This window comes from Actinacidiphila cocklensis, from assembly GCF_907177275.1.
In the GTDB taxonomy this organism is placed as follows: domain Bacteria; phylum Actinomycetota; class Actinomycetes; order Streptomycetales; family Streptomycetaceae; genus Actinacidiphila; species Actinacidiphila cocklensis.
The window spans coordinates 46801-66376 of the sequence record NZ_CAJSLV010000069.1; the positions used below are offsets into that span (position 1 = coordinate 46801).

At 68.6% G+C, this 19576-nt stretch carries 16 protein-coding genes; 6 read left to right on the forward strand and 10 right to left on the reverse strand.

Annotation, left to right across the window (positions count from 1 at the left end):
- Positions 1 to 5: 5 nt before the first annotated feature.
- Complete coding sequence (locus NFU81_RS24960) at positions 6 to 200, reverse strand: hypothetical protein (RefSeq protein WP_073493011.1); 195 nt, start codon at positions 198 to 200, stop codon at positions 6 to 8.
- Positions 201 to 460: 260 nt separating this feature from the next.
- Between NFU81_RS24960 and NFU81_RS24965 the strand changes: the two genes are divergently transcribed.
- From NFU81_RS24965 to NFU81_RS24990, 6 genes are all read left to right on the forward strand, one after another.
- Positions 461 to 2626 (forward strand): prolyl oligopeptidase family serine peptidase, encoded by a 2166-nt coding sequence (locus NFU81_RS24965; protein WP_251493828.1) that lies wholly within the window; start codon positions 461 to 463, stop codon positions 2624 to 2626.
- Between the two features lie 530 nt (positions 2627 to 3156).
- A complete protein-coding gene (locus NFU81_RS24970; protein WP_251493831.1) occupies positions 3157 to 4182 on the forward strand; it encodes an ABC transporter permease in 1026 nt (341 codons plus the stop codon).
- A gap of 98 nt (positions 4183 to 4280) precedes the next feature.
- Complete coding sequence (locus NFU81_RS24975; protein WP_308208320.1) at positions 4281 to 6083, forward strand: ABC transporter substrate-binding protein; 1803 nt, start codon at positions 4281 to 4283, stop codon at positions 6081 to 6083.
- Between the two features lie 99 nt (positions 6084 to 6182).
- Positions 6183 to 7160: an ABC transporter permease gene (locus tag NFU81_RS24980; RefSeq protein WP_251493837.1), complete on the forward strand. Its 978-nt coding sequence runs from the start codon at positions 6183 to 6185 to the stop codon at positions 7158 to 7160.
- A gap of 10 nt (positions 7161 to 7170) precedes the next feature.
- Positions 7171 to 8232 (forward strand): ABC transporter ATP-binding protein, encoded by a 1062-nt coding sequence (locus NFU81_RS24985; protein WP_251493840.1) that lies wholly within the window; start codon positions 7171 to 7173, stop codon positions 8230 to 8232.
- Positions 8233 to 8255: 23 nt separating this feature from the next.
- On the forward strand, positions 8256 to 9386 hold the full coding sequence (locus tag NFU81_RS24990; protein WP_251493843.1) for an ABC transporter ATP-binding protein: 1131 nt from the start codon (positions 8256 to 8258) through the stop codon (positions 9384 to 9386).
- An 87-nt stretch (positions 9387 to 9473) separates the two neighbouring features.
- On the opposite strand, the gene NFU81_RS24995 is transcribed toward NFU81_RS24990, so the two are convergent.
- The 9 genes from NFU81_RS24995 to NFU81_RS25035 all read right to left on the reverse strand — a co-directional run bounded on the left by NFU81_RS24995 (position 9474) and on the right by NFU81_RS25035 (position 19468).
- Positions 9474 to 10559, reverse strand: coding sequence for an ABC transporter ATP-binding protein (locus NFU81_RS24995; RefSeq protein ID WP_274038128.1), 1086 nt, complete (start codon positions 10557 to 10559; stop codon positions 9474 to 9476).
- The gene (locus NFU81_RS25000) at positions 10528 to 11577 is read right to left on the reverse strand and encodes an ABC transporter ATP-binding protein (protein ID WP_251493845.1); all 1050 of its coding nucleotides are present in this window, start codon (positions 11575 to 11577) and stop codon (positions 10528 to 10530) included. Before NFU81_RS25000 ends, NFU81_RS24995 begins: the two co-directional genes overlap by 32 nt.
- A 13-nt stretch (positions 11578 to 11590) precedes the next feature.
- The gene (locus tag NFU81_RS25005) at positions 11591 to 12583 is read right to left on the reverse strand and encodes an ABC transporter permease (RefSeq protein ID WP_251493848.1); all 993 of its coding nucleotides are present in this window, start codon (positions 12581 to 12583) and stop codon (positions 11591 to 11593) included.
- Positions 12576 to 13499, reverse strand: a complete 924-nt coding sequence (locus tag NFU81_RS25010) for an ABC transporter permease (RefSeq protein WP_251493851.1) — start codon at positions 13497 to 13499, stop codon at positions 12576 to 12578. The genes NFU81_RS25005 and NFU81_RS25010 overlap by 8 nt, the downstream gene beginning before the upstream one ends.
- Before the next feature lie 91 nt (positions 13500 to 13590).
- The gene (locus NFU81_RS25015) at positions 13591 to 15243 is read right to left on the reverse strand and encodes a peptide ABC transporter substrate-binding protein (RefSeq protein ID WP_251493853.1); all 1653 of its coding nucleotides are present in this window, start codon (positions 15241 to 15243) and stop codon (positions 13591 to 13593) included.
- A 207-nt stretch (positions 15244 to 15450) separates the two neighbouring features.
- A complete protein-coding gene (locus NFU81_RS25020) occupies positions 15451 to 16587 on the reverse strand; it encodes an ABC transporter ATP-binding protein (protein ID WP_274038129.1) in 1137 nt (378 codons plus the stop codon).
- A complete protein-coding gene (locus NFU81_RS25025) occupies positions 16580 to 17608 on the reverse strand; it encodes an ABC transporter ATP-binding protein (RefSeq protein WP_251493856.1) in 1029 nt (342 codons plus the stop codon). The genes NFU81_RS25020 and NFU81_RS25025 overlap by 8 nt, the downstream gene beginning before the upstream one ends.
- Positions 17609 to 17619: 11 nt before the next feature.
- The gene (locus NFU81_RS25030) at positions 17620 to 18552 is read right to left on the reverse strand and encodes an ABC transporter permease (RefSeq protein WP_251493858.1); all 933 of its coding nucleotides are present in this window, start codon (positions 18550 to 18552) and stop codon (positions 17620 to 17622) included.
- Positions 18545 to 19468, reverse strand: coding sequence for an ABC transporter permease (locus NFU81_RS25035; RefSeq protein WP_251493861.1), 924 nt, complete (start codon positions 19466 to 19468; stop codon positions 18545 to 18547). Before NFU81_RS25035 ends, NFU81_RS25030 begins: the two co-directional genes overlap by 8 nt.
- Between the last annotated feature and the right edge of the window lie 108 nt (positions 19469 to 19576).

Genomic DNA, 19576 nt, shown 5'->3' on the forward strand with positions numbered 1-19576 from the left:
GGCGCTCAGAACTTGATGTCGGAGATCATTCCGGCGACGTTGTTGGTCAGGTCGGTGATCTGTGGCGCCCATGAGGAACTCGCCAGGTAGAAGCCCAGGAGAGTACAGGCGATGGCATGGCCGGTCTTCAAGCCGGACCTGCGGATCAGCAGGACCACGATGATCAGCAGCAGCAGCACCGCCGAAATCGAGAGTGCCACAGCGGCTCACCTCCAGGTACGCAGGGTTCATGTCAGTTGCCACATGCTTATTACCCACCCACGGCAACGGATCATAACTTTCCGTGCCACCGCATATGTCGGAGCACGGAAGCACGCGGGGGCGCATGACCAGATCCGGCCACCGCGGGACGTGGGCGTGAATTCGACCCGGGGTGCTGCTGCGCTGGTCGGGGGGCTCTCGGGGCCGTCCGGCGGTTATTCGGAGGCGGTTGTCAGTGGCACCCCCTACTGTGCCGGGTATGACGTACCTCTCATTCCCGCGGCAGCACGCACGGACGCAGCGGTTCACCCTCGGGGCGCCGCGGTCCTTCGCCGTCGCGCCCGGGGGCGGGCGAGTGGCGTTCCTGCGGTCGCGGTCCGGTACGGACACCGCCCAACTGCTGTGGGTGCTGGACCTGCCGGCGGAGGGCGCGGGGGACGAGGGGGACGAGGGGGAGGCGCACGAACGCGTCGCGGCCGACCCGGTGGCGCTGCTCGGCGGCTCGCAGGAGGACCTGCCGGCGGCCGAGAAGGCCCGCAGGGAGCGCAGCCGGGAGGGCTCGGCGGGCGTGGTGGCCTACGCGGTGGACAGCGCGGTGGCGGTCGCCGCCTTCGCGCTGTCCGGGCGGCTGTTCACGGCCTCGCTGCTGCCGGACGGCGGCGGTGCCCGCGAGTTGGCGGTGCCGGGTCCCGTGGTGGACCCGCGGCCCTCGCCGGACGGCCGCTGGGTGGCGTACACGGCGGGCGGCGCGCTGCGGGTGGTCGCGGCGGACGGCAGCGACGAGCGGGCGCTGGCCGAGACGGACGGCGAGCAGGTGACGTGGGGGCTGGCGGAGTTCATCGCGGCCGAGGAGATGGGCCGCTCCCGCGGCTTCTGGTGGGCGCCGGACGGCTCGGCGCTGCTGGCCGCCAGGGTCGACGAGTCGGGGGTGCGGCGGCGCTGGATCTCCGAGCCCGCGCGGCCCGAGCAGGCCCCGGTCGAGGTCGCCTATCCGGCGGCGGGCACGCCCAACGCGGAGGTCTCGCTCGCCCTGCTGGGCCTCGACGGCAGCCGGCGGGACGTGACGTGGGACCGGGAGCGCTTCCCGTACCTGGCGGCGGTGCACTGGACGGCGGCGGGACCGCCGGTGCTGCTGGTCCAGGCGCGCGACCAGCGCACCCAGCACTACCTGACGGTGGACCCGGCGACCGGTGCGACGAGCACCGCGGTCGTCGAGGAAGATCGAATTTGGCTTGATCTTTTCCCCGGCGTGCCGGCCCTGCGGCCCGACGGAACGCTGCTGCGGATCGCCGAGGTGGACGGCGCGCGGGTGCTGATGGCCGGTCAGGAAGCGCTCACCGGACGCGAGTTGCACGTGCGCGCGTTGCTGGACGCGGGCGGCGACGACATCCTGGTCAGCGCCTCGGCGGGACCGGACGCGGCCGACCCGGAGACGGGGCAGATCCACGTCCACCGGGTGACCGCCGACGGCCCGGTCCGGGTCACGCAGGAGCCCGGCGTGCACTCCGCGGTGCGGGCGGGCGAGGTCACGGTCCTGGTCTCCGCGGTGCCCGACAGGCCCGGCGCGAGAGTCCGGGTGCTGCGCTCGGGGCGCCTCGTCGCGGAGGTGGCGTCGCACGCGGAGACCCCCTCGCTCACCGCCCGGGTGCGGCTGACCGAGGCGGGCAAGCGCGGCATCCCCTGCGCGGTGCTGCTGCCCACCGGTTACACCGAAGGCGACGACCCGCTCCCGGTGCTGATGGACCCTTACGGGGGTCCGCACGGCCAGCGTGTGGTGGCCGCGCACAACCCGCACCTGGTCTCGCAGTGGTTCGCCGACCAGGGCTTCGCGGTGGTCGTCGCGGACGGCCGCGGGACACCGGGCCGCTCCCCCGAGTGGGAGAAGGGCATCGCCGGCGGACGGCTCGCCGAGGTGGTGCTCGACGACCAGATCGACGCGCTGCACGCGCTGGCGGAGACCTTCCCGCTCGACCTCGGCCGGGTCGCGATCCGCGGCTGGTCCTTCGGCGGCACCCTGGCCGCACTGGCGGTGCTGCGGCGGCCCGACGTCTTCCACGCGGGTGTCGCCGGCGCTCCGCTGACCGACCAGCGGCTGTACGACACGCACTACACCGAGCGGTATCTCGGGCACCCGGACGAGCAGGCCGCGGCCTACGACCGCAACTCGGTGGTCACCGCCGACGGGATTCCCGAACTCGCCGAGCCGGCCCGGCCGCTGATGATCGTTCACGGCTTCGCCGATGACAACGTCCTGGTGGCGAACGCGCTGCGGCTGTCCACGGCTCTGCTCGCGGCCGGCCGCCCGCACGAGGTGCTCCCCCTCTCGGGCGGCATCACCCACATGACCCCCCAGGAGCAGGTCGCAGAGAACCTGCTCCTCCTCCAGGTCGACTTCCTCCACCGCTCGCTCGCCACGAGGGCCTGACCCTCCGCCTCGGGGGGCGCCACTTGCGGTGACCTCGCACCCCCAGTGCGTTGTGGGTGGTCGCGCGGTTCCTCCCCCAGAGCTCCACCTGGGGGTACCCCCGCCGGAGCTTCACCTGGGGTAACCCCAGCCCCCTGAAAAACGCCCGCCCTCGTCGGAAGAGGGCACGCCCGGGTGCCCGGGAGAACTGCGCACGCAACCAGCCACCCGGGGAAGGTCCGGCGACGAGGCACGCCGACCCGGGCGTACGGACTGCAAGACCCGCGGTCCGTATATCGGGCATACGACGGCCAAGTTGCCCCCGTGTTAACGCAGTTGGTCCGGATAAGTCCGACATGCCCACCCGAGCCGGAGGCTGTCAAGCACATCCGGAGGACGATCTGCTCAATCTTCGCTCAAGATGCAGTCGATCACGCTTTCTTCCCTCCGCGCCCTCTTGACTGGAACTTGCTTTCATTGCGACAGTCCGGGCAACTCGCGACGCGTCCAGCCCGTCGCGCCGTCCCAATCCAGCTGCGGGGGCTATCGCGATGACGAGTTCCACCGAGACCACGGTCTCCGGTCCGCCCGGCGAGCCGGGCGAGATCAGTTCCGCCGACCCCGAGGTCGCGGCCGAGCTCGTCGGCCGTTCACCGGGGCAGTTGATGTGGCTGCGGTTCAAGCGGGACCGCACCGGGGTCATTTCGGCCTACGTGGTCGGTTTCTTCTTCGTGGTCGCGATCCTCGCGCCGGTCATAGCGAAGCTGTACGGCAAGAGCCCGTACACGCTCTACGGCCAGAACGAGCCGGGCCTGCTCAACGAATTCGGCTATCCGATCGCGCCCAACGGCGGGGTGAGCGGCCGGTTCTGGTTCGGCATCGAGCCGAACCTCGGGCGGGACGTGTTCACCCAGCTGATCTACGGCATCCGCACCTCGCTGGGCATCGCGCTCGCGGTGACGATCGCCGTGACGATCACCGCGATCCTGCTGGGCATCTCGGCCGGCTATCTCGGCGGCAAGGTGGACTACTTCGTCGGCCGGATCACCGACCTGCTGATGGCCTTCCCCGCGCAGCTGTTCTTCGTCGCCGTCATGCCGGTGGTCACCGCGGTCTTCGTGAGCCCGGTCGACGAGACGCCGACGTATCTGCGGGTGGTGGCGCTGATCACGGTGCAGTGGTTCCTCGGCTGGATGGGTCTGTCCCGACTGCTGCGCGGCCAGGTACTGAGCCTGCGTGAGCGGGAGTTCATCGAGGCCGCCCGGGTGACCGGCGCGTCGTCATGGCGGATCGTCCGCCGTGAGCTGCTGCCGAACCTGGTGACGCCGATCCTCGTGCAGAGCACGCTGATGCTGCCGACCTTCGTGACCGCGGAAGCAGGACTGTCCTTCCTCGGCGTCGGGCTCGTGGAGCCGACGCCCGACTGGGGACGGATGTTCGCGATCGGCGGCGAGATCTACCAGAACGACCTCACCTACATGTTCTTCCCGGGTATCGCGATGGTGATCTTCATCGTCGCGTTCAACCTCCTCGGGGATTCGGTCCGGGACGCATTCGACCCGAAGGCCGCACGTTAGCGACACCGTTGTGGGGGCGGCGTCGCCCCGCACCGGGCCGATTCAGGCAGCTCACAGCATCAACGGACAGGGGTGCAAGAACCGATATGAGACTCTACGTGCGTAGAACCCGGGCCGCATTGGTGGCGGTCGCCGCCGGCGCGCTGGTCCTGACCGCATGCAGCAGTGGCGGGGGCGGGGGCGGCAAGGACGTCGAGAACAAGGACGCCAGGGCGAAGCAGAGCAAGAGCGCCCAGCAGCTGGCCGCGCAGATCACCTTCGGTGACGACGCCGCATCGAAGGGTCCGGCCGAGCCCGTCCCGGGCGCGGTGAGCGGCGGCACGATGAACGTGCTGGAGCGCGACAGCTACACCCACCTGGACCCGGCACAGATCTACGTGTCGAACGAGGGCCAGCTGGCGACCCTGATCCACCGCGGCCTGACGACGTACAAGCTGGACAACAAGGGCACCTACACCGTGGTCGGCGACCTCGCCACCAACAGCGGCGAGGAGTCCGACGGCGGCAAGACGTGGACGTACCACCTCAAGGACGGCATCAAGTTCCAGGACGGTACGCCGATCACGTCCAAGGACATCCGCTGGTCAGTGGAGCGCACGTTCGCCCCGTTCGCGACCAACGGCCCGGTGTACCTCCAGCAGTGGCTGGCCAACGTCACCGGCACCGACTACCGCAAGCTGCTGCCCGAAGGCCCGTACAAGGGCAAGCACCTGCCGGACACCCTGCTGTCCACGCCGGACGCGAAGACCATCGTCTTCCACTTCCCGAAGGCGCAGAGCGACACCCCCTACCTGTTCGCGATGCCCGGCTACTCGGTGGTCGACTCCGCGAAGGACACTCAGGCCAAGTACGACAAGGCACCGGTCGCCTCCGGTCCTTACATGATCAAGAACTTCGACCAGGGCAAGTCGATGACCCTGGTGAAGAACCCCAACTGGGACCCGAACACCGACTCGGCCCGGCACCAGTACGTGGACTCCTTCGCGATCACGTTCAACCACCAGAACGAGGACTCCACCAAGCGGCTGATGTCCGACTCGGGTGAGAACCAGACCTCGGTGAGCTTCGACAACACCGTCGACACCAACAACACCCCGACCGTGGTGGGCACTCCGGCGATCTACAAGCGGACGGTGGCCGGCTACCAGCCCTTCGTCGGCCAGATCGACTTCAACATGAAGAAGCTCACCGACATCAACGTCCGCAAGGCGCTGGCGCTGGCGATCCCGACCAAGTCCGTCTTCCAGGCGCTCGGTGCGTCCTACGGCGCCGAGTACGCGGGCGGCTTCATCAGCCCCGCGCTGGCCGGCTACCAGAAGGCCGACCCGCTGGGCAAGGTCGCCAACCCCAACGGCGACCAGGTCGCGGCCAAGAAGATCCTCACCGACGCCGGCAAGCTCAACACCAAGATCACCTACGCGTACGCCAACAGCACGGCGGGCCAGCAGTACTCGGTGTCCATCGCCGCCGCCCTGAAGGCCGCCGGCTTCGACGTGCAGCGCAAGGAACTGCCCGCCGACACCTACTACGACCTGGTCGGCAAGGTCGACAACCCGTACGACATGTACGCGCAGGCGTGGGGCTCGGACTGGCCCAGCGCGCTGACGGTGATCCCGCCGGTCTTCGACGGCCGCACGATCGCCGACCAGGCGCCGAACTACTCGCACGTCAACGACCCGCACATCAACAGCGAGATCGACCGGATCTCGGCGCTGACCGACCCGAAGCAGGCGCAGGCGGCGTGGTTCGCGCTGAACACCTACATCGAGACCCAGGTCATCCCCGCCGTCCCGACCGTCTACTACAAGGAGCTGCAGCTGTTCGGCTCCAAGGTCGGCGGTGCCGTGTACAACAACATGTCCGCCGGCATCGACGCCACCAAGCTCTACCTCAAGCCGTAACCGTCGGCGCGCAGTCCCGGTGGGGCCGGACACCGTCCGGCCCCACCGGGGCGCCCGCCGGTCCACCACCGCCGCCGTCCCCAGAGAGCTGCGACCGCCATGCTTCGATTCCTCGTCCGCCGGACGCTCGGCGCTGTGGTCATCCTGTTGTTCATCAGCGCCTTCACGTTCTTCCTCTTCTTCGCCATCCCCCATGACCCGGCGCTGCTGTCCTGCGGCAAGAACTGCACACCGGACAACCTCAAGATCATCCACCACAACCTGGGCCTCGACCACCCGGTGCCGGTGCAGTACTACCACTACATGGTGCGGATCTTCACCGGCCACCGCTTCACCGCCGGCAACTGCCCCGCGCCCTGCTTCGGCTACTCCTTCGCCAACAGCGAGCCGGTCTGGCCGACCCTGATGGACCGGCTGCCCACGACGCTGTCGCTCGCAGTCGGCGGCATGGCGGTCTTCCTGCTGATCGGCCTCGGCACCGGCATGATCGCCGCCTGGAAGCGCGGCACCATGATCGACAAGATCTTCAGCTCCGCTTCGCTGGTGCTCAGCTCGCTGCAGATCTACTTCGTCGGTCCGATCGTGCTGGCCCTGCTGGTCTACAACAACCACATCCTCGACCAGCCCAAGTACGTGCCGTTCACGGACAATCCGGTGGCCTGGTTCAACGGGCTGCTCATCCCCTGGTGTGTGCTGTCGATCATCTTCACCGCGAACTACACCCGTATGGCGCGCTCCACGATGATCGAGCAGCTCCAGGAGGAGCATGTGCGCACCGCGGCGGCGAAGGGCATGTCCAGCCGCTACGTCTTCTTCCGCTACGCCTGGCGCGGCTCGCTGATCCCGATCGTCACCATCCTCGGCATCGACCTCGGGTCGCTGCTGGGCGGCGCGATGATCACCGAGTGGACCTTCCAGCTCGCCGGGCTCGGACGGCTCGCGCTGGACTCGGTGACCAAGACGGATCTGCCCATGCTGATGGGCGTGATGCTGTTCAGCGCCGCTCTGATCGTCCTGTTCAACATCATCGTGGACGCCGCCTACGCGTTCATCGACCCGCGCGTGCGCCTGTCCTAGGAGACCGTCAGTGACCACCATGACCAAACCGGAGGAAGACGCCGTCCCGGCCGCGCCCGAAGCGTTCTTGTCGGTACGCGACCTGTATGTGCGCTTCTCCACCGAGGACGGCATCGTCAAGGCCGTCGACGGGCTGTCGTTCGACCTGGAGCGCGGCAAGACGCTGGGCATCGTCGGCGAGTCGGGCTCCGGCAAGTCGGTGACCAACCTGACCGTGCTCGGCCTGCACAACCCGCGGACGACCGAGGTCGCCGGCGAGATCGTGCTGGACGGCCAGGAGCTGACCGGGGCGAGCAACCGCACCCTGGAGCGACTGCGCGGCGACAAGATGGCGATGATCTTCCAGGACTCGCTCACGGCGCTGTCGCCGTACTACACGGTGGGCCGGCAGATCGCCGAGCCGTATGTGAAGCACCGCGGCGTCAGCAAGCGGGAGGGCCGGGCGCGGGCCATCGAGATGCTGGAGAAGGTCGGCATCCCGCAGCCCAAGCTGCGGGTGGACGACTACCCGCACCAGTTCTCCGGCGGCATGCGGCAGCGCGCGATGATCGCGATGGCGCTGGTGTGCAACCCCGACCTGCTGATCGCCGACGAGCCGACGACCGCGCTCGACGTGACCGTGCAGGCGCAGATCCTGGACCTGCTCAAGGACCTGCAGCAGGAGTTCGGCTCCGCGATCATCCTGATCACCCACGACCTGGGCGTGGTGTCCAACGTCGCCGACGACCTGCTGGTGATGTACGCGGGCAAGGCGGTCGAGCGCGGTTCGGTGCGCGAGCTGATCCACGAGCCCCAGCACCCTTACACCTGGGGCCTGCTGGGGTCGATGCCCCGGCTGATGTCGGACGTCACCGAGCCGCTGACCCCGATCCCGGGGGCACCGCCGAGCCTGCTGTCACCACCGCCGGGCTGCGCCTTCCATCCGCGCTGCGGTTTCACCGACCTGGTCGGCGGCGGGCGGTGCTCGGCCGAGCGGCCGGTGCTGCCGGACGGACGCGGCTCCGCGTGCCATCTGACGGACGAGCAGAAGCGGTCCGTGTTCATCGAGACGATTCAGCCGCGGCTCGGCTGACGGTCACTGGGGCAGGCATCAACATGAGCAACGACATCTCACTGTCCAAGGCGCCGGCCGAGGCCGCCGCCGGGGAGCCGGCCGGCGAGACCCTGCTGGAGGTCAGCGGGCTCACCAAGTACTTCCCGGTGATGGGCGGCTTCCCGATCAAGCGGCAGGTCGGCTCGGTGCAGGCGGTGGACGGCATCGACCTGGCGGTACACGCCGGCGAGAGCTTCGGCCTGGTCGGCGAGTCCGGCTGCGGCAAGTCCACCACCGGGCGGCTGATCACCCGGCTGCTCGAACCCACCTCGGGCTCCATCAGCTACCGCGGCCAGGACATCTCGCACGCCAACCGCAAGCAGCTGGCACCGGTCAGGTCCGAGATCCAGATGATCTTCCAGGACCCCTACTCGTCGCTGAACCCGCGGCAGACGGTGGGCACGATCATCGGCGGCCCGATGGAGATCAACGGGATCAACCCGCCGGGCGGCCGGGACAAGCGGGTCCGCGAGCTGCTGGAGACCGTGGGCCTGAACCCCGAGCACTTCAACCGCTTCCCGCACGAGTTCTCCGGCGGCCAGCGGCAGCGCATCGGGGTGGCCAGGGCGCTGGCGCTGGAACCCAAGCTGATCGTGGCCGACGAGCCGGTCTCCGCGCTGGACGTGTCGATCCAGGCGCAGGTCGTCAACCTGCTCCAGAAGGTGCAGCGCGAGCTGGGCATCGCGTTCCTGTTCATCGCCCACGACCTGGCGATCGTCCGGCACTTCTCCGAGCGCGTCGCGGTGATGTACCTGGGCAAGATCGTCGAGGTCGGCGACCGCGACTCGATCTACCAGCGGCCGCGCCACCCGTACACCCACGCGCTGCTGTCGGCGGTGCCCGAGGTGGAGCTGGAGGGCGAGGAGCGCGAGCGGGAGCGTATCCGGCTGGCCGGTGACGTGCCCTCCCCGATCAACCCGCCGTCCGGGTGCCGCTTCCGCACCCGCTGCTGGAAGGCGCAGGACAAGTGCGCGGCGGAGGAGCCGCCGCTGATCCAGCTGGGCGGTTCCGAGGACGGGCATCTGACCGCATGCCACTTCCCCGAGGAGCCGACCATCGCCGCGCGCGGCGAGGACATCGTGATGGACCCGGCGCTCGCCGCGTTGGAGGACATCGCGGACCGTCCGGTGTGAGCCGCCGTACGGACCGCGCCGAACGGCCCCGGCGCGGTCCGTACGGCCCGGGGTCCGTACGGCCGCGCGTGCCGTACGGACCCGGACCTACTCCTCGGGCGGTACGACCTGCTTCTCCTCTGCGAAGTGGCACGCCGAGTCGTGCTCGGCGGGACCCGCGGTGCCGCGGAAGACCTCGGGCACCGCGAGCAGCGGCTCCTCGACGACGCAGCGCTCCTGCGCCTTCCAGCAGCGGGTGCGGAAGCGGCAGCCGGAGGGCGGGTCGGCCGGCGAGGGCACGTCGCCCTGCAGGATGATCCGCTCGCGGTACTCGCGCGCCTGCGGGTCGGGCACCGGCACCGCGGACAGCAGCGCCTGGGTGTACGGGTGGGTGGGGTGCGAGTAGATCTCCTCGTCGGCGCCGATCTCCACGATCTTGCCCAGGTACATCACGCCGACCCGGTCGGAGATGTGCCGGACGATCGACAGGTCGTGCGCGATGAACATGTACGACAGCGTGAACTCGTCCTGCAGCCGCTCCATCAGGTTGACCACCTGCGCCTGCACCGACACGTCCAGCGCCGAGACCGGCTCGTCGGCCACGATGATCTCCGGCCGCAGCGCGAGCCCGCGGGCGATGCCGATGCGCTGCCGCTGGCCGCCGGAGAACTGGTGCGGGTACCGGTTGATGTACTCCGGGTTGAGCCCCACCACGTCCAGCAGGTCCTGCACCCGCTTGCGCCGCTCGCCCTTGGGCGCGACGTCGGGGTGGATGTCGAAGGGCTCGCCGATGATGTCGCCGACGGTCATCCGCGGGTTGAGCGAGGTGTAGGGGTCCTGGAAGACCATCTGGATGTTGCGCCGGACGGTCTTGAGCGCGCGCCCGGACAGCTTGGTGATGTCCTCGCCGCGGTAGATGATCTCGCCCGACGTGGGCTCTTCGAGGTTCATCAGCAGCTTCGCGACGGTGGACTTGCCGCAGCCCGACTCGCCGACGATGCCCAGCGTCTCGCCGGGGAAGAGGTCGAAGGACACCCCGTCGACCGCCTGGACGGCGCCGACCTGGCGCTTGAAGACGATGCCCTGGGTCAGCGGGAAGTGCTTGACCAGTTTCCGCACCTGCAGGATCGGCTCGCGGGCCGCGGGCTTGGGGTCTGACGGCTCAGGCGTCGTCGGCCGGGGCGCTGTCGTCACCGAGGACCTCCTTCCAGAAGTGGCAGGCGCTGGCCCGCTCCTGGCTGACCCGGTAGAGCGGGGGGACGTCGGTGCGGCAGACGTCCCGCGCCAGCGGGCAGCGCGGGTTGAAGGCGCAGCCGGGCGGGATGTGCAGCAGGTTCGGCGGCAGGCCCTTGATGGCGTACAGCTCCTGGCCCTTCTGGTCCAGGCGCGGGATCGAGTCGAGCAGGCCCTTGGTGTACGGGTGCGCCGGCTTGGCGTAGATGTCGTGGACCGGTGAGGTCTCCACGATCCGGCCCGCGTACATCACCGCGATCTTGTCGGCGACGTCGGCGACCACGCCGAGGTCGTGGGTGATCAGGATCAGGCCCATGTTGTACTCGCGCTGCAGGTCCGCGAGCAGGTCCATGACCTGGGCCTGCACGGTGACGTCGAGTGCGGTGGTGGGCTCGTCCGCGATGATCAGCTCGGGTTCGAGCGCCATCGCCATGGCGATCATCACCCGCTGCCGCATACCGCCGGAGAACTGGTGCGGATAGCTCTTGATCCGCTCCTTGGCGGCCGGGATGCGCACCCGCTCCATCAGCTCGATCGCCTTGGCCCTGGCCTGCTTGCGGGACATGCCGCGGTGCACGGTGAACATCTCGCCGAGCTGCTCGCCGACGTTCAGCACCGGGTTGAGCGAGGACAGCGCGTCCTGGAAGATCATCGCCATCCGGGCGCCGCGCACCTTGCGGCGCTCCTCCGTGCTCAGCTTCAGCTGGTCCCGGCCCTGGAAGATGATCTTCCCCTGGGTCACGAAACCCGGCGGCGAGTCCAGGATGCCCATGATCGCCTGGGCGGTGACCGACTTGCCGGACCCGGACTCGCCGAGCACCGCGAGGGTCTCCCCCGCGTCGACCGAGTACTCGACGCCGTTGACGGCCCGGGCGACACCCTCCCGGGTGCGGAACTCGACGTGCAGGTTGCGCACGTCGAGCAGCGGGCCGCCGTCCGTACCGCCTTCTTCCGTGCTCAGCTCGACACTTGTGGCCATATCGGCGGGCTCCTCAGCGCAGCTTGGGGTCGAGGGCGTCGCGCACCGCGTCGCCGAGCATGATGAACGCCAGGACTGTCAGGCTCAGCGCACCGGCGGGCCACAGCAGCATGTGCGGGGCGTTGCGGATCTGGCTGGACGCGTCGGAGATGTCGATCCCCCAGGAGACGGTGGGCGGTTTGAGGCCGACGCCCAGGTAGGACAGCGTGGCCTCCAGGGCGATGTAGGTGCCCAGCGCGATGGTGCCGACGACGATGACCGGGGCGACCGCGTTGGGCGCGATGTGCCGCAGCAGCATCCGGGAGTTGCCCGCGCCCAGGGCGCGGGCGGCCTGGACGTAGTCGTTCTGCCGGGCGGTGATGACCGAGCCGCGGGCGATACGGGCGATCTGCGGCCAGCCGAGCAGCACCATGAAGCCGACCACCGGCCAGACCGTGCTGTTGGTGACCACCGACAGGAAGACCAGGCCGCCGAGCACCACCGGGATGCCGAAGAAGACGTCGCTGATCCGGGACAGGATCGCGTCCCACCAGCCGCCGAAGAAGCCGGCGAGACCGCCCAGCACGCTGCCGAGCAGCACCACCCCCGCGGTCGCGCACACGCCGACGGTCACCGAGGCGCGGGCACCGTAGACCACCCGGGTGTAGACGTCGCGGCCCTGCTGGTCGAAGCCGAACGGGTGGCCCGGCTCGGAGCCGGCCTGCGCCTTCAGCAGGTTGGCCTGCAGCGGGTCCTGGGTGGCGATGGTGCCGGGCCACAGCGAGATGAAGACCAGGAAGAGGATGATCAGCACCGAGACGATGAAGATCGGGTTCCGCCGCAGGTCCCGCCAGGCGTCCGACCACAGGCTGCGCGGCTTGCCGGCCGGCCCGCCCGGTTCCTGGCCGTGGCCCGGCGGGCGCTCCAGGGTGTCGGCGTCGGAGGCCGCCAGGTCCATGCCGGCCCCGTAGCCGCCGCCGGGGGCGATGGGACCCTGCTCGGGGTCCAGCGGATTGCTGTCAGGCATAACGGATCCTCGGGTCCAGGACCGCGTAGAGCAGGTCGACCAGCAGGTTCGCGAGCAGGAAGACCAGCACCAGGATGGTGACGAAGCCGACCACGGTCGGCGCGTTGTTGCGCAGGATGCCCTGGTAGAGCTGGTAGCCGACACCGTGGATGTTGAAGATCCGCTCGGTGACGATGGCACCGCCCATCAGGAAGCCGACGTCGGTGCCGATGAAGGTGACCACCGGGATCAGCGAGTTGCGCAGCAGGTGCCTGATGATGATCCGGTGCCGCGGCAGGCCCTTGGCGACCGCGGTGCGCAGGTAGTCGGCGCGGGTGTTCTCGGCGATCGAGGTACGGGTCAGCCGGGTGACGTAGGCCAGCGACACCAGGGCGAGCACCAGGCCGGGCAGGATCAGCTCGTTGAAGGGCGCCTCGGGCGACACCGAGGGGCTGACCCACCCCCACTGCACGCCGAAGAGGTACTGCAGCACGTAACCGGTGACGAAGGTCGGCACCGAGATGACGACCAGCGTCAGCAGCAGCACCCCGGTGTCGTCCGGCTTGCCGCGCCGCATGCCGGTGAGCACGCCCAGCGAGATGCCGATGATGATCTCGAACAGGATCGCGACGATGGTCAGCCGGATGGTGACGGGGAAGGCGCTGCGCATCAGGCTGACGACGGACTCCCCGTTGAAGGCGGTACCGAAGTCACCGGTGAAGATGTTCTTCATGTAGATCAGGTACTGCTTCCACAACGGGTCGTTGAGGTGCAGTTCGGCCCGGATCTGCGCGGCGGTGGCCGGGTCGGGCGCACGGTCGCCGAAGAGCGCCGCGACCGGGTCGCCGAGCGCGTAGACCATGAAGAAGATCAGGAACGTGCTGCCGATGAACACCGGGATCATCTGGAGCAGCCGCCGGATCACATAGCGTCCCATGCGGAGCCTTCCGGGGAGTTCCGGGGAGGGTGGGGGCCGGGGGCCGCCGCTGCCGGTGCTTCCTCCGGTGCGGCGGCTCCCGGCCGCGGTGTCACTTGACCTTGATCTCGTTGTAGACGGGCACGCTGAACGGGTTCAGCGCGACGTTCGAGAGGTTGGACGAGTAGCCGGCGCTGCCGTTCTGATACCACAGCGGGATCGCCGGCATGTCGATGACCAGCTGCTTCTCCGCGTCCTGGAACTTGCTCACCGAGTCGGAGGTGGAGGAGGCGGCGTTGGCCTCGTTGACCAGCTTGTCGAAGTTGGCGTTGCTGTAGTGCGAGTCGTTCGACGAGGCGCCGGTGAAGTACTGCGGCTGCAGGAAGTCCTGGATCAGCGGGTAGTCCATCTGCCAGCCGGCCCGGAAGGGGTTGTCCAGCTGCTTGCTGGTGATGCGGTTGCGGAAGTCGGCGAAGGTGCCGACGGGGGCGCCGACGCACGCCGTGTTGTTGCCCAGCGCGTTGTTGATGCTGTTGCAGACCGCGTCGACCCATTCCTTGTGCGAGCCGGTGTCCGCGTTGTACGAGATGGTGATCTTGCCGCCGGGCAGGCCGCCGCCCTCGGCGATCAGCTGCTTGGCCTTGTCCGCGTTGAAGGTGCACTCCTCACCGCACAGCCCCTCCTTGAAGCCGCCCGCGCTGCCGAGCACCGGGGAGGTCCAGTCGCTGGCGGGGGTGCGGGTCTGCTGGAAGATCTGGTCGGTGATCTCCTTGCGGTTGATCGCCATCGACAGGCCCTGCCGGACCTTCGCGGAGTTCGCCGAGGACCAGCGCGAGCTGTACAGCGGGAAGGAGATGGTCTGGATGATGCCGGCCGGCACGTTGATGTAGCGGTTGCCCAGGTCGCTCTTGACGTTGCGCAGCTGGGTGACCGGGATGTCGTCGACCAGGTCGATGTTGCCGGCCTGCAGGTCGGTGTACGCGGTGTTGTTGTCGGTGTAGACCCGCAGCTCGACCCCGCCGTTCTGCGCCGGGTCGGGACCCTTGTAGCCGTCCCACTTCTGCAGATCCATCTTGGAGCCCTTGGTGTACGACGAGATCTCGTACGGACCGTTGCCGATCGGCTTGGCCAGCCACGCCTGACGGTTGGTGAAGAACGCCTGCGGAAGCGGGTAGAAGGCCGCGTAGCCCAGGGTGTCGGGGAAGAGCGCGAACTTCTGGTTGAGCTTGACCTTGAACTCGGTGTCGGAGACCTTCGTCAGGCCGGACAGCGTGGTGGCGCTGGCCTTGGCTCCCGGGGTGTCGGGGTGCACCTTGTCGTAGCCGTCGATGTAGCTGAAGAAGCTGGCGTTGAGCTGGGCGTTCTTCAGCTGCGTGTCATAGTTCCAGGCGTTGATGAAGGAGTCGGCGTTGACCGGCTCGCCGTTGCTGAAGGTCCACCCGGTCTTGAGCTTGATGTCGAAGTTCTGCGAGTCCGACGACGTGATCGACTGGGCGATCATGTTCTGGGCCTGAGCGGTCTTCGGGTTGTACTGCTTCAGGCCGCGGAAGATCATGTCCAGCACCTTGCCGCCCTGCACCTCGTTGGTGTTGGCCGGCTCCAGCGGGTTCTGCGGGTCGCCCCAGGAGGCCCGAACGATGCCGCCGCCGCTGCCGCCCGTCGAGCTGCTGCTCCCGCCGCTGTCACTGCTGCTGCCGCAGGCGGCGGCCGTCAGGGCGACGGCTGTCACGCCGACGGCCAACTTCACGCGCGTGGCTCCGCGCATCGCGTGCCTCCTCATGGGTCACAAATGACACTTCGTTACCCATGACACAGCAATTGCGGCAAAGCCGCACTTCTACTCCTGCGTGTCGCGTAGCCAATGCGTTGGCCAGAGGGCGACGCACCGCGCCGCGCACCCTGCGGCAGGACGCCGGAAGGGGCGCCCCCCTGCGGGGACGCCCCTTCTCGTACTGCTGCGGTGGAGGACCGGTCAGGCCGCGCCCACCACGTCCTTCTCCTCGGCGAAGTGGCACGCGGACTCGTGCTTGGCCGGGGTGTCGACCTCGGCGAACCGGGTCGGGATCGCGAGCAGCGGCTCCTCCTCCGCGCACCGCGCCTCCGCCTTCCAGCAGCGGGTGCGGAAGCGGCACCCGGACGGCGGGTTCGCCGGCGAGGGCACGTCGCCCGACAGGATGATGCGCTCCCGGTGCTCACGCGCCTCGGGGTCCGGCACCGGCACCGCGGACAGCAGCGCCTGGGTGTACGGGTGGGTGGGGTGCTCGTAGATCTCGGCGTCCGAGCCGATCTCCGCGATCTTGCCCAGGTACATCACGCCGACGCGGTCGGAGATGTGCCGGACGATGGACAGGTCGTGCGCGATGAAGATGTAGGACAGGTTGAACTCGTCCTGCAGCTTCTCCATCAGGTTGATGACCTGCGCCTGCACCGAGACGTCCAGCGCCGAGACCGGCTCGTCGCAGATGATGATCTCCGGGTTGAGCGCGAGGCCGCGGGCGATGCCGATGCGCTGGCGCTGGCCGCCGGAGAACTGGTGCGGGTACCGGTTGATGTACTCCGGGTTCAGGCCGACGACGTCGAGCAGCTCCTCGACCCGCTTGCGGCGGTCGCCCTTGGGCGCCACCTCGGGGTGGATGTCGAAGGGCTCGCCGATGATGTCGCCGACCGTCATCCGCGGGTTGAGCGAGGTGTACGGGTCCTGGAACACCATCTGGATGTTGCGCCGGACCGCCTTGAGCGCGCGCCCGGACAGCTTGGTGATGTCCTGGCCCTTGTAGAAGACCTCGCCCGCGGTGGCCTGCTCCAGGCTCATGAGCAGCTTGGCCACGGTGGACTTGCCGCAGCCGGACTCGCCCACGATGCCCAGCGTCTCGCCGGCGTACAGGTCGAAGGAGACGCCGTCGACGGCCTTGACCGCACCGATCTGCCGCTTGACGACGATGCCCTGGGTCAGCGGGAAGTGCTTGACCAGGTTCCGCACCTGCAGGATCGGCTCGCGGTCGGCGAGCTGGGCGGCAGCCGCCTCGGCCGCCTCGACGACGGGTGCGCCGGCCTCGGCGGCGGTCGCCGCCGAGGACTCGGGGTCCTTGGAGAGAGTGGGCTCACTCACCGAGGGTCTCCTTCCAGAAGTGGCAGGCGCTGCCGCGCGCCGTGCCGACCGGGTGCAGCTGGGGCACGTCGGTACGGCAGATGTCCTGCGCCATCGGGCAGCGCGGGTTGAAGGCGCAGCCCGACGGGATACGCGTCAGGTTCGGCGGCAGGCCCTTGATCGCGTACAGCTCCTGGCCCTTCTGGTCCAGCCGCGGGATCGACTGGAGCAGGCCCTTGGTGTACGGGTGCGCCGGCTTGGAGTAGATGTCGTGGACGGGGGCGTCCTCGACGATCCGGCCGGCGTACATCACCGCGATCTTGTCGGCGACGTCGGCGACCACGCCGAGGTCGTGGGTGATCAGGATCAGACCCATGTTGTACTCGGCCTGCAGCTCCGCGAGGAGCTCCATGACCTGGGCCTGGACCGTCACGTCGAGGGCCGTGGTCGGCTCGTCGGCGATGATCAGGTCGGGTTCGAGGGCCAGCGCCATGGCGATCATGATGCGCTGGCGCATACCGCCGGAGAACTGGTGCGGGTAGTCGCCCACCCGCTCCCTGGCGGCCGGGATGCGCACCCGGTCCATCAGCTCGATGGCCTTGGCCTTGGCGTCCTTGCGGGACAGGCCCTGGTGCACCCGGTACATCTCGCCGAGCTGGTAGCCCACGCTCAGCACCGGGTTGAGGGAGGACAGCGCGTCCTGGAAGATCATGGCGATCTTCCGGCCGCGGATCTTCCGCCGCTCCTCGCCGGACATCTTGAGCATGTCGCGGCCCTGGAAGAGGATCTCGCCCTTGGGGATACGGGCCGGCGGCATGTCCAGGATGCCCATGACGGCCTGCGCGGAGACCGACTTGCCGGAGCCCGACTCGCCGAGCACGGCGAGGGTCTCGCCGGCGTTCACCGAGTAGTTGACACCGTTCACGGCCTTGGCGACGCCGTCACGGGTGTGGAACTCCACGTGCAGGTCGCGTACTTCCAGCAGCGGCGCCAGCTTCGCGTCAGGCGTGGGAACGTCCGATATATCGTCGATGACAGTCAACGTACGCCCTCCTAGCGCAGCTTGGGGTCGAGGGCGTCGCGGACCGCGTCGCCGAGCAGGATGAAGGCCAGCACCGTCACGCTGAGCGCGCCCGCGGGCCACAGCAGCATGTGCGGCGCGTTGCGGATCTGCTCGGCGGCCGCGGAGATGTCGATGCCCCACGAGACGGCCGGCGGCTTGAGGCCCACGCCGAGGAACGACAGTGTCGCTTCCAGCGAAATGAAGGTGCCGAGCGCGATCGTGGACCATACGATGACCGGAGCCAGCGCGTTCGGGGCGATGTGCCGCAGCAGGATCCTGCCGTGGCCCGCACCGAGCGCCTTGGCGGCCAGTACGTAGTCCTGCTCCTTCGCGGTGATCACGGCGCCGCGGGCGATACGGGCCAGCTGCGGCCAGCCCAGCAGGATGATGAAGGTCGACACGGTCAGCACCGAACCGCCCTTGACGGCGGACAGGAAGACCACGCCGCCGAGCAGGATCGGGATACCGAAGAAGATGTCGCTGACCCGGGAGATGATCGAGTCCAGCCAGCCACCGAAGTAGCCGGACAGGCCGCCGAGCACCGCACCGAGCACCGCCACGCCGAGCGTCGAGAAGATGCCGACCTCGACCGAGGCGCGGGCACCGTAGACGGTACGGGTGTAGACGTCGCAGCCCTGCTGGTCGAAGCCGAACCAGTGCCCGGAGCTGGGACCGTTCTGCGAGTCGATCAGGTTGCACTGCAGCGGGTCCTGGCTGGCGATCAGCCCCGGCCAGATCGAGATGACGATCAGGAACAGGATGACCAGCGCCGATATGTAGAAGATCGGCTTGCGGCTCAGGTCGTACCAGGCGTCGTTCCACAGGCTGCGCGGCTTGTCGCGCTTGTCGACGGGGACGGGCGCTCCGTCCGGGGCGACGGCGGGGACACCGTCGAGAATCACGGCGTCGGTGTTCTCAGGCATACCGGATCCTCGGGTCCAGGACCGCGTAGAGCAGGTCGACGAGCAGGTTCGCGAGCAGGAAGACGATCACCAGGACCGTCACGAAGCCCACGACGGTCGCAGGGCTGTTGTGCACGATGCCCTGGTAGATCTGGTAACCCACACCGTGGATGTTGAAGATCCGCTCGGTGACGAGGGCGCCGGCCATCAGGTTGCCGATGTCGGTACCGAGGAAGGTCACCACGGGTATGAGCGAGTTGCGCAGCATGTGGTTGGTGATCACCCGGCGGCGCGGCAGGCCCTTGGCCACCGCGGTACGCAGGTAGTCCGCCCGGGTGTTCTCCGCGACCGAGGTGCGGGTCAGCCGGGCCACATACGCCAGGGAGACGCCGGCCAGCACCAGGCCCGGCATGAGCAGGTCCTTGAAGGGCGCGCCCTCACCGACCGAGGGATGCACGATCGACCACTTGACGCCGAAGAAGTACTGCAGCACGTAGCCGGTGACGAAGGTGGGGATGGACACCACGATCAGCGTCATCGCCAGCACACCGGTGTCGAAGAACCGTCCGCGGCGCAGGCCGGCGAACACGCCGAGCGCCACACCGACGATCGCCTCGATGAGGAACGCGACGATGGTCAGCCGCAGCGTCACCGGGTAGGCGGTCTTCAGCAGGTCGGTGACCGGCTGCTGGTTCCAGGCGTTGCCGAAGTCGCCCTTGAAGACGTTCGACATGTAGATCCAGTACTGCTGGATCAGCGGGTCGTTCAGATGCAGGTCGTGTCTGATCTGAGCTGCCGTCGCGGGGTCCGGCGTACGGTCTCCGAACATGGCAGCCACGGGGTCACCGAGACCCCAAACCATCACGAAGATCAACAATGTGGTTCCGATGAAGACCGGAACCATCTGGAGCAGTCGCCTGATGACGTAGCGCCCCATCTGCCCTCCAGGGATCGGGGCAGACGACGGCCGGGGCTTGTGGCCCCGGCCGACATCCACACCGCGAGCGGTTGTTTGTCAGTTCCCCCGCAAGCGTGCCCGAACGTC